A 13,832-nucleotide genomic window follows, 5' to 3' on the forward strand; every position below is an offset into this window, starting at 1 on the left:
TAAAAAAATTATAAGGTAATGTTTGTTTTAAATTATTTAGTCTCGGTTTTTTACAAGAATCCATCCTGAATATTTTACAGGAGTGTTTTTCTTGTCATTTTCATTCCATGATACGGAGTACCAGTAGTTTCCGGTAGATATTTTTCTTCCGTTTGCGGTTCCGTCCCATTTGTATTTATTAGACTTGTCGGCTTTATGAATCTGCGCACCGTATCTGTCGAAAATATTGAAAACAAGATTTTGTTTTCCGGCGAGTTCAGAATAATCAATAAAATCATTTATTCCGTCTCCGTTAGGCGTAATAACATTAATCAGATTTGGAACCAATATATTTACAGCAATAGGATCGCAGTCATAAGCATCTTTTACAAAAATTTTAATATCACCTCTTGGTATATTTTTAAACTGATTAGAATCCTGCCATTTGATTCCGTCCAATGAATACTGATAAGGAATCGTACCGCCGATTGCATGAACAGTCACTTCATTATTACTGATATCAATACTTGCAATCACAGGCTGTTCCGATGCATATACTTTTACTTGCTGCAAAGCAACGCATTGTCCTGTTTTAAGTTTTACCCAATATGTTCCCACGCCCACATTACTGATGGACTGGGTAGTTGCTCCAGTACTCCATAAATAGCCTGTAAATCCGGGTCCTGCATCCAAGTTTGTTTTATCTTCCATACAGATGATTTTATCTTCCAGAACATTGGAAAATATAGGCGGAATGACTTCAAGAGTAACCTTTGCGATGTCATAACAGCCGAAAGAATTGCTTACTCTGATGAAAACAACTCCGTTTGGCGCAATATAATTTACAGGATCTGAAATTTCATTGGTCTGATTTTCAGCGTCGGTTAACGACGGATAGTAATTTTTAACAACACCCGATGTACTGATTACCGAAGCGGTTGTTAAATTGAATAACCCTGTTGCCGGATTGTTTTCCAGAAAGCAGGTTCTTAAAGATGCATCGTTGGTGGTAACGGTAGGAGCAACTTTTAAAGTAATCGTAGCATCGTTGTTATCGCAAAGAACCTGTGAAGGATCTTTAATTACCACCGATACATTAGTATCTGCACTGTATTGAAAATTGGTAGGATTGGTGATAGGAGAGCCACCTGTATAATAGGCAAAAGTATAGTTATTCGGATTGGTAGTAAGCTGAGAATTTAAAGAAGTTAAATCCACGGTTGCCATTCCGGTAACATCCGGACATATATTTTTTGTAATGGCTCCCTGTAATAAAGGGATTTTGTCTACATACACCTTTACATTTTTAATGGAATGTCTGGATCTGTTTCCTCCTGTGGAAGCCGAAAAACCAAAATATCCGACCGTCATTGCAGCAGCAGTTCCGGAAGGAGCAAAAGACTGGTTACAGATGAGGTTTCCGTTGATGGTAATTTTCACAATCCAGTTTGCCGGAGCTGCCGGATCTACCTGTGCGGTCACTTCTACGTGTTTGTAAGCCGTTCCCTGAAACGGAAGCGTGGTATTCATATCCGGAGAATGAAAAGAGCTTCCCGGAACATTGAAAAACTCAACATTGTTGGTGTCTGTTGTGTTGACGATCTGTCCGTAACCAACGTGAACTTTGCTCATTACGGCAGTGGTGGTATTATTATAGGTATCAAATCCTACCACAAATCCTATCGCGTTCAATGAAACACCAAGACCTGAACCCAGTACACTTGCACTAGGAGGATTGGCAAGATACCAGAAAGCAATACCGTCTCCGTTTGAGTTCTGATTAGAATCCATTCTGAAATCGAATTCTATCCTCCATTTATCGCAGTATTTCAGGTTAATAGGTTGATTTAATCTGATAGAGCCTGATTGATGATTAATATCTTGAGTTAACTGGATAAAATCTGTATTCACAGAAGTAGGCGCTACCATTGTCCATCCGGTAGTATTAACAGGATTTCCTGTAAGCTGATAAGTCTGTGAAAAGAGAAGATTAGAGAAAGAAGATAAAATAGTAATTAACAAAAATGAGTAGCTTTGTTTCATGCGTTAAAAGTTTATATAATCTGTGAATAATCATTACAGAGATAACCTTAGTTCATTTTTGTGTACAGTTTCCGAAGATAATTTTAATATATGATTAAAAATAAATATAAAATAAAATTATAATTTTCGCATAAATTTATATATAAAGGGTGTGTTTTTGATATTTTTAAGATAAATAAGTAAATTAATCTTTAATTTTATTTATAAAAGTGAAAATTTCTTTAATTTTAATGAAAATTAATTATTCATAGAATAATATTCTTTTTAATAGTTTATTTTTAGTCTTTTTTAAGTATAATAATGGTTTTGATAATCTTCGTAAACAACAGTGGAGGGCTATACCATACCTGAAATTTATTAAAAGAGCAAAAAAAACAGTTGCACAACCTGTGCAACTGTAGTCCCTAAGATTATTTAAACTAAAAATGTGTATTTTTAATTGAAATATTTTTTTTAATATTATCAGATAAATGTATATTTATTGATTTAAACTATAAAAAGTAAGGGTTACAAAACAAGACCACCCCATAATTAGAGTGATCTTGCTATAAAATATTCCCTTTTACTTGTATGTCGTTGTCATTATATTTTGTAACAGTATCTTCATTCTTGGTGTTTGGTTTGAGTAAAAATAGATATTAAGAATAAAATAACAATCAATATCGTATAATTAAGTAAAATAAACTTTAAAATTGTAATTATGTAGAATATAATTCTTTATATTTGGAGAAATAATAACCTCTAAAAGAATAATATTCTATGGAACATCTCGATAGTAAAGATTTACAGTTACTCAGATTACTCCAAAGTGATGCAAAACTAACCGTAAAAGAACTGGCAAAAGAAGTTAACCTTTCTCCTTCTCCTGTTTTTGAACGGGTAAAGCGACTGGAACAGGAAGGGTATGTAAAAAAATATGCCGCCGTTTTGGATGCTGAAAAACTTAATTTGGGATTCACTGTATATTGCCAGTTAAAACTAAAAAGCAACGACAGTTATCTGGCGGTAGAATTTGAAAGAGAAATTATGGAAATCGAAGAAGTGGCAGAATGTTACAGTATTTCCGGAGATTTTGACTTTCTGCTTAAAGTATACGTGAAAGATATGAAGCAATACCAGAATTTTGTTTTTAATATTCTCGGAGCCGTTCCGTCCATCGGAAGCACGCACAGTACTTTTGTGATGGCTCAGGTGAAAAACACCCATGGATTAACCATTTAATTCTTAAGCTGTTTCAGTGTAAAAATAAAACCTCCGGATTTCTCCGAAGGTTTTTTTATGAAATCGCAAAATTTAAATTTCACTTGGGGTAAGACCTGCGGTAGGATCAAAAGCTTCATTTTCGTCCATGCTTCTAAACTGCATCTCTGTTTCCTGTCTTTTTCTCATCGTATTAACCGTTACGTGAGGCCAGTTAATCGGCTGTGCAGAACCTGTTGCCGGAAAAACAAGATTGATGGTTTGCGAATACTGAAGAATCTGATCTGCGTTTCCGTCACTGTCCGTAATATCTTCAATCCAGAAAGTTGCATCCATTTTGGTCGCATTTACATTCGTCTGGATAAAAGGAATATTTAAAATTCCGCCATTCGCATCAGGAGTGTTTGTAGACATCTCAATCACTGTCATGTTGGTTACTCCTCCTTTAGAACCTACTAAACTTTCCAGAGTAGACTGAAGAAAAGCGTTTGGATTTACCTGGTTAAATTCCGCAAATTGAGGATTTCCAATGATGGGATCCGAATATCCAAGTTGAGTAATTGGTCCTCCGTTCAGCATCGTAGGAATGGATGAAGCGGGATCGAAAAAGCTTGTTCCCGGATTTTCTGCATCAAAAGAACTTCCAAGAGCCAATAAAGAGTTTCCGTGAGGAATCGTCGACATTCTTGCAATAGTGTAACCTCCGTTCGGCTGTCCTATATTAAGAAACAAACCTGTTTCTACGTGTATGGTTGAACCTTTAGGAAAACCTCTGTCGTTACAAAAGCTTGTTTCGCACGCGCTTACGATCTGCTGTTCGTACAATAATCCGAAAATTAGCTGCTCGACCTGCTGTCCTTTTACAATAGGGCCTCTGTTTCCTGCCTGTACGACAACAGGATTAAAAGTTAGTGTTTCTGTATAAGGAATGACCTCAAAAACAAAGCCTGTGTTCTGTCCTGGTACGGAAATCGTGTTCCAGCCCGAAGAAGCCTCACTTCCCGGAATCTGTACATTTTCCCAGACACCGACAAGAGGAGCCAGAGCTCCCAAATCTGATGATGCGACTTTGTGTAACGGAAGAACCTGTGCTCCCAAAGTTAAGCCTCTTACTTTACTTTCTAAATTCATAATAATGGGTTTTTTATGGTTAAAGTTTTTAATTTCATTAAATATAATATGCTCTTGTCTGAATGGCTGCCGGAGCCGACATGCTGGTTCTTACCGCGAAAGCCGGAGTATCTCCAATCAGGATTTCCATATCTTTTTTCATCGGATGTTCGGAGTTTCCGTATTCCATGCTTACACGTTTGCTGCTTTCTTCGGCATTTAAGAAATATAAATTGGTAGGCTGCAGAATATTCCAACGGCAGCCAATCAGTTTTCCTTCATTCTGCCCATATTCTGTGATGGGCGAAAAAGCCGACATTTCAGGAATAAGATCTGCGACATCTGCTTTACAGGTGAAAATGGTTTCTTCGCTGTTTTCAGGATCGTTGCAGGTTACTGTCCATGTATTTTGTCCCGGAACGTTAAGGGAAGGAATATTGATGGTAAAAGTTGTTTTGAATTTCGGCTCTCCGAACAGTTCTATTCCGGCCTGTATCGCCATATCTGCATCGCAGGGAACATGAACGCGTTTATGTCCCATTAATTTTGTCTGTTCTTCCCCTCTCAGATATTCTTCTGCAGTAACAAAAGCAACCGTATCTTTTTGAGATTCAGGATAACAGACAATATTCAATTCTATTTCCTGAGTTGTGCTTGCTCCGTTGGGAAACTGTCCTGTATAGTTCTGAAAATTAAAACTCACAATGGCTTTTCCGTCAAAATTCGAAGCGGTAAGTCCTGTATTTTCAAGGTATTTTAAAACTTTTTCGCGGTCAACAAGAAAGGCAATTTCGAAATTAAAAAGTGTCGCGTAATAGAAGGGAAGTCCGAATCCTTTCGGAATTGGAGGTAATTGATTGCTCATGGTAAATTAGTTGTTAAAGTTTTATTGTAAAGCCCATTAATTAAAAAAAACGAGCTTTAGTTTTATTTTTTAGTTAGAAGGATACTCAAAAGTTGGTCCTGCGTTGTATTGGGAAGTCAATGGCTGGCTCATCAATCCGATTGCCTGCTCTTTCAATGCATACATATACATGATGGATTTTGCCAGTTCTTCAGAATGTCCTTCTACGGCAGCCTGAATTGCATCCAATAACTTTTTATATGTAATATTAAATTGTTTTCCCTGTTCAAATAACTGCGGATTCGACTGGTAATCTGACATTTTAGGGTTCGGTTTCATCGGATACGCTGCGTTCCAGTCAACAGGAAGCGGTTTCCCAACCGGTGGAGTGGTTACAGGCATCATTCCGTTTTCATCGGTGAACGGTCTGTAATCTCCCCCTAAATAAAAATGTTCATGGAAAATTTCCTTAAATCTGAAATAATGTGCTAATTCTGCACCTTCCTCAAACTGTGAAGGATCTACATCGAAAATAGAATCATCCGCGCCTTCTCCTTGTCCTTTAATTTCCTGAAAAACAAGAATAACACCTTCTAATGCATCAACAGGATACAGTTTTCCGCCGCTTCCGTAGTATTGTTCCGGACGGATCTGTTTCGCGGGATCTCCGGTAAAAATTCCGCCTTTGTTAAGTTCTTCAAAAGTCTGCGGTAGTTTTCCGTTTGCTTTATAATAGGCAATAATCTGGAATACAACAATGTAAAAGAACACCACATCATAATATTCTCCAATCGTATGAACATTTTTCATGATGAAATCCTTCATGTTTTCCAAGGTCCACAAATTATTTTCCTGAACGGCGCCTCTTGAAAGCATGGCTTCCGGTTGTGCATCGTAATCGTATTTCGGTGCTTTTACCAAAGGATTACTCGGACTTTCGATGGCAATAAAGGTTGCAATACTGTTGGATGAGAACGTTTCCAGACCTACGTAAAAATCCACATTCAATGGCAGTTTCATCGGGTAATTAGGATAATTCTGCGGTCTGTTTACCGAAGGCTGAATGCTTACTGCGTTCATTACGTTGCAAACCATAATCATGTGAAGCATTTCTTCAACCGCTACACTTCGGATGATCTGTGAAGGAAGAATATTCGTTCCGTCTTTAATAGAATATAAAGCCGTTAAATACGGAGGAATTGTGGAATGCTCGATTAAAATCGCAGTCTGAAGCAAATCCTGTAAAATCGGACGGTAATCCAGATTCTCTAATCCTTTTTTTACCTGAAACGCCTTTTCTCCGGAGAAATCTGCGGTCGGATTAATTTCCGGAACTTCACCGCCAAATTGTGATCTAAGATATTCGTTAAACGCATCAATCTGGTTGTTAAGCAAAAGATTGGTTACATTTTTACTGTGGTATTTTATTCCTTCAATCCAGTTTTCTTTACTGTTTGTGTTGTCAAATAATAACGACTGTAAAGAAATGGCTTCGTCTAAGATGGTATTTTTATCTGAAGAACTTCTTAGAAGGCTGCTGTTTTCCTGAGGTTCTGTTTTATTGATTAGTCTTTGTCTCATGTTTTCTATTTTAATATGTTTTCCAGATCTTTCAGAATAGATTCTACGGAACGGATGGTGAATGCGGATAAGGTAAGAGTAGGGTTGGAAGTTCCCAAAGTTGTCATATTTCCGGCTCCTACAATGTATAGATTCGGATGATCCCACGATTTGCAATAGCTGTTTGTTACAGAGTCATCCGGATTGTTGCCCATTCTGTGGGTTCCTACAATATGTCCGGCTCCGTTATAAGAATATCTTACATTATTATATACAAAAGTATTATTGTCTGTCGCATTGTATTTGGTGAAATCTTCAATACCCAGTCTTGCAAACATTTGGTCTGAAGCTAATTTTGCCTGCTCCATTGCTCTCATTTCGTATTCTGTAAGCCCGTAATTGATAACAGGACGCGGAATTCCCAATACATCCAGATACTGGTCGTTAATAGTTACTCTGTTATCCGGATTCGGAAGCTGCTCGATCTCAAAATGGAAAAGCACCTGTCTGGAAAGTCTGTGCGTTAATGCATCTTTCAGTTCTTCTCCAAAAAGCCCGTCATTTAAAAATTCTGAAAGGTCTGATCCCGGAGAAAAAGCCGGCCAGCTCCATCCCCAGTTGTCAAGAGGAGAGATCCAGGCAGAAAATTCGCTTCTGAAATTTCCGTCACGGAAGGACGAAATATTGGTTGTGGAACCGGGACCTCTGTAAGAATAAACAGGATCCGGAAATAATCCCCAAGTAAGCATTACCATGTGATCCATCAGGTTTCTTCCCACCTGATCGCTTCTGTTGGCAACCGTTTTTTCAACATTTTGTCCGTTTTCGAAAACAGTGTATTTTGAATTTAAAAGAATTTTCGGATTTTCAAAAGCATTGGCAGCAAGAATAACGATTGTTTCGTTTGTATCAATAACCTCTTCTACAAATTCTGTTTTTTCTCTTGAAATATATCTTCTGATATGAACTTTAGAGATTTTTTCCTGATCTGCTACATCTACACTCAGTTTGTACACTACGCTTTGTGCCTGAACCTGAATATTATGATTTCTCTGAAGATTCTGGTTTTTATTAACTTTATATAAAGCTTTTTTCAGCGTTTTCAGAGCGTTGTATTTTGCCTGAACCGGACAGATCGGAACACAAGATGCATTTCCTTCACAACGTTCTCCCATATAAGGATTCCATACTGCTCCTAAAGCTTTGTATTCTTCGCTTTCAATATTTTTTAAAGTTAAAGTATATCCGGATTCTGATGCTTCAGCTTTCACTATTTTGGATGTTCCGTAAGCAATATTCGGGGTAGAATTTCTTCCCTGCGGAGACGGAACAAGCATTATCGGATATTCTTCAAAGTTGAGCTGAACCGAAGTTCCTGCCAATCCGTTAATAATCTGATGATCCATATAACTCTGCGGAATTTCTTCCATCGGAAAAACATAATTTTTACCGTAATATTCTTCCATACTTTCCTTAATAGGATATTCCTGCGCAGCAACGTTTCCGGAAACACCGATCTCAAATTCCGCCATTTCATAATAAGGCTTTAACGTCTCATAATCAATCGGCCAGTCCATCGCTCTGCCGTATTGTTCCTTCAGTCTGAAATCGTTCGGAAGCATTCTTGGGGTGGTTCCGAGCCAGTGAAGTGTGGTTCCGCCTCCTACACGAATGGCATCACTTGCAAAAGGCATCGGACCGAACTGTACCAGATAACCTTTTTTATCCGGAAACGGTGGAACTATGGGCTCTATATCCAGAACATTCGGAGAGGGAGCCTGTTTCAGATTCGGATACGGTGAATTCGGAACTTTGGCTTCTTCTATGTAAAACTTACGGATGTAATCGTTGTAAGTAACCATTGAAGTGGCAGAATCGAGTTCTATTCCGGCTTCAAGCCCCGCTTCATACATTAGAATCGATAGTTCTTTATACGTTTTGGAGTCGTCCGTTTCGGAACGATGGATCATTTTTTTGGCATCGGCATCAAAAACGTGATCTGTTAAAAGTTTGGCAATCAAAGAACCGGCGATTCCTGTTCCTACGATGATTACATTTTTCTTTTGCTGAGGTTTTTCTGTCTGATTCATGAGTTGCTGTTTACGGGGTTTGTTTCCCAAGATTTAAAGCCCGGCTGTTTTGCTCCCGGCGGATGCGCATGCATTACCGTCCATACGAGACCTTCTTTGTAAGATCTGTCATTTACGTAAGCGCCTTCCCAGGTTCCCATATACCAAAGCGTTATTACACTCTGGGCGATTTCCTGAGTTGCGGGATTGGCAATAATTTCTGCGGTGATCGCAATTTTCAGCTGATCCTGACTTGCCGAATTTTCCAGAACATTTTTAGAAATATTCAGAAATTCAATAAAAGTGGCAGTTTCAATCTGGTTGAGAATGTACTTGTAATAAATCTCGGCTAAACCTGTAGATTGGAGCTCGTTCACGGAAAATCCGGTGAGGGATTCTGAAATCGCCATGAACACGTCGTAATAGTAATCGTCGACGTTGAGGATTTTGTTGATAATCATCTCGTTGAATTATGGTTAAAGTTTTAGTTTTAGATAATTTTTTTCCGGTAAATTGGTTTATCTAATTTCTGATGATAAAGTTATATATTTTTCACATTAGTTAGAATAAATGATATTTATTTAGAATCTTTCAAAAGTAAATGTTTTGTTTTGATAATTGTTTTAAAATAATCGTTTTTATCCGTCATATTTTATTAATATCATTTTCTCTTAACTATTTATTAAAATTGAGATCCTCCGAATTAAAACAATAGCAATATCTTTGTAAAATAAATTAGAATTACCATAAAATATTTTATGAAAGATATTAAAATGATTGTAACGGATATGGACGGAACGTTCCTGAATTCTTCCCATGAGGTAAGTCCGGAATTTCCGAAAATATATGAAGAACTGAAAAAGAGAAATATTTTATTTGTTCCTGCAAGCGGAAGGCAGATGTTCGGGATTACCAAATATTTTGGTGAGATAGAAAGTGAAATGGCGTTCATCGCTGAAAACGGAGGGTACGTTATTTACAAAAATGAAGAGCTTTTTGCAGATCAGCTTGATCCAAAATATATCACGGAAATTATTGCAGCAATCAGAACAATTCCCGGAGCAATAGCTGTTTTGTCCGGCAAGAAAAAAGCATATTTTGAAACCGAGAATCAGGATTTTATAGATTACGTTTCCCAGTTTTATACAGATAATGAAAGAAAGGAAGATCTTACGCAGGAAATTGATGACAGTATTTTTAAAGTTGCGGTATATCATTCCGGCGGTTCGGAATTAAACGTTTATCCTGTATTAAAAGATTTTGAAAAATATGATTTGGAGGTAGTGGTTTCCGGTCAGTATTGGCTGGATATCATGAACAAGAATATCAATAAAGGAATGGCACTGGAAAAACTGCAGAAAGCTTTGGATATTACTCCACAGCAGACTATGGCTTTTGGAGATTATATGAATGATATTCAGATGCTTGAAAATTCAAAATATTCTTATGCGATGCAGAATGCGCATCCTCTGGTAAAAAAAGCGGCAAGTTTTGAAGCCGGATCTAATGATCATTTTGGAGTTCTTAAAGTAATTAAAGACTATTTAAACATCAATTAAAACTTTCATTTATAATAATTTAAACCTTAAGATTTTATATCCGAAGGTTTTTTGCTTATTAAACGTTTAATTAATAATATTAAACTGTTTATGATTGCTGTTAATTTAAAATTTTCAATTTATTTATAATAATTTCACCAACATATGAGAAAATTATTTTAAATTTATCATCTGAATAATTGCTGCTTTTTGCGAGTGATATTTATAAAACAAACTAAACAACCATTTATAAAAGGCGGAACCGAAAAGCCAATAAAAGAGTAGGGAAAACTAAATAATTAAACCATGAATCTATCAATTCACCCATCAGTAGGTGTTGCCCGATTAGGGAATAGCACAACTGAAATCTGCCTGTCTCCGGACACCATCGGTGGTCTGCCGTTTGATGCCGACAACAATGGAAATTCCTTAGGACCGATTACCTCCTTTAAAGATGCTTCAGGCCTTATTAAAAGACAGGGACAGCCTTTTAAGATCCTTTCAGACACAGGAGAAGAAATCACATTAGACACTCCGAACGTAGCTTCTATCGAATGGACGGTGCATTTGGCAAACAAAAAAGCAGCGTGGTATCAGTACAGCGAGCTTCAGGGGAATCTTTTGTACGGTCAGGAAAACAGCTACGAAAATCAGAAAATTCCTTTCAGAAATCCTGATGTGCCGCAGAATGACAGGCAAACTTTAATCGTCGATCCGGGACCCAGAACAATTTCCGGTAAACAAAGTTCGATAGGATTCGATCAGAACAATGTTCCGGCGGGTTATCCTGCGCAATATCCTCCACAGAAAGTTTTATACGGAGTTCCGGTGGTTACGTTGGGAGATCTTCTCACGGATAATTCGGGAAGACTGGTTGTTTTGGGAGGTTTTGGTCATGCGGGCGGAAATTTACCCTTAACAAGTTATGGTGGTTCCAGTACATGGCACGACGATATTTCGGACGGACCTGTTTACTGTACGGTAAACTTTAACGACGGAACGCCTTCGATTTCTCTCACGGCATGGGTTGTGATCGGATCACCGGATTTCGCACCGGAAATTGTGAATATTTCAAATTTAAGCGACACGATGTTCGATGTTGGGGTAAGAAATTTCAATCTGGTTCCTGAGATGTACAGCAACGGAAATTATAATCCAGGCTTTCAGGCAAATTTTCAGAGAGATATTTTACCAATTATCAACAGAATTAGCAAATATCAATGGGTTGCCAATGTACAGTCAATGATGGCTTTTACCAGCAATATTTTTGATTTTACAGACAATTCTGAGGCAAACCGCCAAAACAGGCAGAATTATTTTTCATACTTCAGACAAAATGATGCTCAGCCGCCGGTTCCTCCTTACTTACCTCAGGAACAGCTTCTGAAAGAAAACGGAACTGATATTTTCCCGATGATGCCTTTAAATTCAGGAAGCAACTCGGTGAGTAATACGAATATCATGAAATTCATGGCACTGGATGAAACACAGCTTTTTCTGATGCAGCAGTGGGCGGACGGAAATTTTGTAAGCGATCCGAATTACGAACAATATCCTGTAAATGCAATGGATGCAGCAAGTGTAGGAAATTGTGTAGGACTTCCGATGTGTCCTGGAATTGAAGTAACATGGAATTTGCAGAATCCTATTATTTATGCAAATCCTTATAGAATTTTACAATACGGAAACGAACAGCAATATGAAGCACAAGGTTTAACACCATCTCGCGACGAATGTGAAGGCGGAGGCTGCGAACCGGGAGATCTAACGAAAAGAATGGCTTGTCCTTGGCAGGCAGATTTCTTCCAGTGTACCATTCAGTTAATTAACTTTACAGATCCGTCTGTAAACAAGGCGGGTTCTCCACCTGCACCGCTTCCTCCAACATATTATTCTTACTGGTGGCCGCCTCAAAGTCCATGGGATGTTCTGGTTGGCGAATTTACGGCTGAAGGTCAGTCGGCTACCAATGTTCCTGCAGGACAGCAGATGAATTATGCACGCGGAATCAACAGTTTTACGCAGATGGTTCAGTACTGGTACGCGCTAGGATTTATCAGAGATAAAAATTCTCACAGTACAGGTTTCCCATTCTTTGTGGAAACTGAAAGAAATAACGAAATATTTACATATGACAATGTTCCTGTAAGCCAGATCAGTGGAAATGAGGAAGATGATGAAACCACAATTCCGGTTTTCTACATCGAAAAGAAAACACAGGTGGTTACCGAAAGAAGTGAAAAAGGCAGAATGATGATGGAACATCTGGAAGAGGTAGGATTTAAAGAAATTGCTGTTGCAGCAGACCGCATGCCGTTACCTCGTTCCGGAACGCGAAACAGAAGATAAAATGCAAAACTTGTTAGAAACTAATGTATTAATTGTCGGTGGAGGTCCAGCAGGGACTTCCGCCGCTTTAAGTCTGCTTAAATATTCTGACCTGAAAGTAGTTATTGTAGAAGAAACCAATCTGGAATCTGTAAAAATCGGGGAACAGGTGAACTCAAGCATTTTTGATCTTCTCAGCTATATGGGAATCGAAAAAACAGCTTTCGATCAGAATAATTTTATTCAGGGACACAGCAGCACGGCAGCTTGGGGAAGCGAAAGACTGATGGTTCGTGATTCTATCTTTAATACCGAAACCGAAAGTTTTCAGCTGAACCGGGAGAAATTCGATTATCTGCTTCTGAAAAATGTTTCTGAAAAAGGAGGAATTATTTTTCCGAGAACGAAATGTCTGTCTTTTGATCAGGATGAAAACCATCATTGGACGGTAGATGTAAAACACGAAACCAAAGGAAACTTCACGATAAAAGCAGATTATCTGATCGATGCAACAGGAAGAATGGGAAGTGTCTGCCGGAAAATAGGAGTTCAGTCAAAACGGTATGACGAACTTGCTGCGATCGGAAGATTTTTTTATTTTGATGAATCTCAGACCATTGAGCAGACCATCATGATAGAATCTATTGAAGACGGGTGGTGGTACTGTGCTTCTCTTCCGAATCATAAGATGACGCTTACTTTTTTTTCCGATGCACAGATTATTAAAGAAAAAAAGCTTGAAAATACCGAAAACTGGAGCAGGTTATTATCAAAAACAAAACACATTCAGCATAAAATATCAAAAGCGACTTCCGAAGGAAAACCCTGGGTAAAAAATGCATTTTCTCAGATTGTAGACATCAGTTCTTGCAAAAATTTTCTGGCGGTGGGAGATGCAGCCGCTTCATTTGATCCTATTTCATCCATGGGGATCGGTTTTGCCATAAGTTCTGCCTGTCACGCTGCAAAAGCAATTATTGATGCAGATTCAGGACACGAAAATACTTTTGTTAACTATCAGGAAAACATTAATAAAATTTATCATAATTATCTCACAACGAAGACATTTTTTTATCAGAAAGAACAACGCTGGAGCGATGCTGTGTTTTGGAAAAAAAGGATTTAAGAGGTTGGGATATGAAATTAAATTAGTAATGGCAG

The 13,832-nt window shown here is 38.0% G+C and carries 10 protein-coding genes; 4 read left to right on the forward strand and 6 right to left on the reverse strand.

Annotated elements, in window-relative coordinates:
* Positions 1-36: 36 nt before the first annotated feature.
* Positions 37-2,022 (reverse strand): T9SS type B sorting domain-containing protein, encoded by a 1,986-nt coding sequence (locus tag QWT87_RS05945; protein ID WP_302714734.1) that lies wholly within the window; start codon positions 2,020-2,022, stop codon positions 37-39.
* 759 nt (positions 2,023-2,781) lie between these two features.
* Here QWT87_RS05945 and QWT87_RS05950 point away from each other — a divergent pair.
* Positions 2,782-3,243, forward strand: a complete 462-nt coding sequence (locus QWT87_RS05950; RefSeq protein WP_087709790.1) for an Lrp/AsnC family transcriptional regulator — start codon at positions 2,782-2,784, stop codon at positions 3,241-3,243.
* 72 nt (positions 3,244-3,315) lie between these two features.
* Here QWT87_RS05950 and QWT87_RS05955 read toward each other — a convergent pair whose 3' ends face one another.
* The 5 genes from QWT87_RS05955 to QWT87_RS05975 form a co-directional block, all read right to left on the reverse strand.
* Positions 3,316-4,353, reverse strand: a complete 1,038-nt coding sequence (locus tag QWT87_RS05955) for a heme-binding protein (RefSeq protein ID WP_302714736.1) — start codon at positions 4,351-4,353, stop codon at positions 3,316-3,318.
* 37 nt (positions 4,354-4,390) lie between these two features.
* Positions 4,391-5,197, reverse strand: coding sequence for a hypothetical protein (locus QWT87_RS05960; RefSeq protein WP_302714738.1), 807 nt, complete (start codon positions 5,195-5,197; stop codon positions 4,391-4,393).
* A gap of 69 nt (positions 5,198-5,266) precedes the next feature.
* The gene (locus tag QWT87_RS05965) at positions 5,267-6,757 is read right to left on the reverse strand and encodes a ferritin-like domain-containing protein (RefSeq protein ID WP_302714741.1); all 1,491 of its coding nucleotides are present in this window, start codon (positions 6,755-6,757) and stop codon (positions 5,267-5,269) included.
* A gap of 5 nt (positions 6,758-6,762) precedes the next feature.
* Positions 6,763-8,826, reverse strand: coding sequence for a GMC oxidoreductase (locus QWT87_RS05970; protein ID WP_302714744.1), 2,064 nt, complete (start codon positions 8,824-8,826; stop codon positions 6,763-6,765).
* The gene (locus QWT87_RS05975; protein ID WP_302714746.1) at positions 8,823-9,266 is read right to left on the reverse strand and encodes a hypothetical protein; all 444 of its coding nucleotides are present in this window, start codon (positions 9,264-9,266) and stop codon (positions 8,823-8,825) included. Before QWT87_RS05975 ends, QWT87_RS05970 begins: the two co-directional genes overlap by 4 nt.
* Before the next feature lie 297 nt (positions 9,267-9,563).
* On the opposite strand from QWT87_RS05975, the gene QWT87_RS05980 reads away from it, so the two are divergent.
* From QWT87_RS05980 to lodB, 3 genes are all read left to right on the forward strand, one after another.
* The gene (locus QWT87_RS05980; RefSeq protein WP_302714749.1) at positions 9,564-10,364 is read left to right on the forward strand and encodes a Cof-type HAD-IIB family hydrolase; all 801 of its coding nucleotides are present in this window, start codon (positions 9,564-9,566) and stop codon (positions 10,362-10,364) included.
* A 285-nt stretch (positions 10,365-10,649) separates the two neighbouring features.
* The gene (lodA, locus tag QWT87_RS05985; protein WP_302714751.1) at positions 10,650-12,692 is read left to right on the forward strand and encodes a CTQ-dependent lysine 6-oxidase LodA; all 2,043 of its coding nucleotides are present in this window, start codon (positions 10,650-10,652) and stop codon (positions 12,690-12,692) included.
* A 1-nt stretch (position 12,693) separates the two neighbouring features.
* Entirely contained in the window at positions 12,694-13,797 is a 1,104-nt protein-coding gene (gene lodB, locus QWT87_RS05990; RefSeq protein ID WP_302714753.1) for a lysine-epsilon-oxidase maturase LodB, read from the forward strand.
* Positions 13,798-13,832: the final 35 nt, after the last annotated feature.

This window comes from Chryseobacterium urinae, assembly GCF_030518295.1.
GTDB lineage: Bacteria > Bacteroidota > Bacteroidia > Flavobacteriales > Weeksellaceae > Chryseobacterium > Chryseobacterium mucoviscidosis.

Coding starts and splice junctions, on each gene's coding strand:
- QWT87_RS05980 (WP_302714749.1), top strand. CDS start 9,564: ATGAAAGATATTAAAATGATTGTAACGGATATGGACGGAACGTTCCTG.
- QWT87_RS05970 (WP_302714744.1), bottom strand. CDS start 8,826: ATGAATCAGACAGAAAAACCTCAGCAAAAGAAAAATGTAATCATCGTA.
- lodA (WP_302714751.1), top strand. CDS start 10,650: ATGAATCTATCAATTCACCCATCAGTAGGTGTTGCCCGATTAGGGAAT.
- QWT87_RS05975 (WP_302714746.1), bottom strand. CDS start 9,266: ATGATTATCAACAAAATCCTCAACGTCGACGATTACTATTACGACGTG.
- lodB (WP_302714753.1), top strand. CDS start 12,694: ATGCAAAACTTGTTAGAAACTAATGTATTAATTGTCGGTGGAGGTCCA.
- QWT87_RS05960 (WP_302714738.1), bottom strand. CDS start 5,197: ATGAGCAATCAATTACCTCCAATTCCGAAAGGATTCGGACTTCCCTTC.
- QWT87_RS05950 (WP_087709790.1), top strand. CDS start 2,782: ATGGAACATCTCGATAGTAAAGATTTACAGTTACTCAGATTACTCCAA.
- QWT87_RS05955 (WP_302714736.1), bottom strand. CDS start 4,353: ATGAATTTAGAAAGTAAAGTAAGAGGCTTAACTTTGGGAGCACAGGTT.
- QWT87_RS05965 (WP_302714741.1), bottom strand. CDS start 6,757: ATGAGACAAAGACTAATCAATAAAACAGAACCTCAGGAAAACAGCAGC.
- QWT87_RS05945 (WP_302714734.1), bottom strand. CDS start 2,022: ATGAAACAAAGCTACTCATTTTTGTTAATTACTATTTTATCTTCTTTC.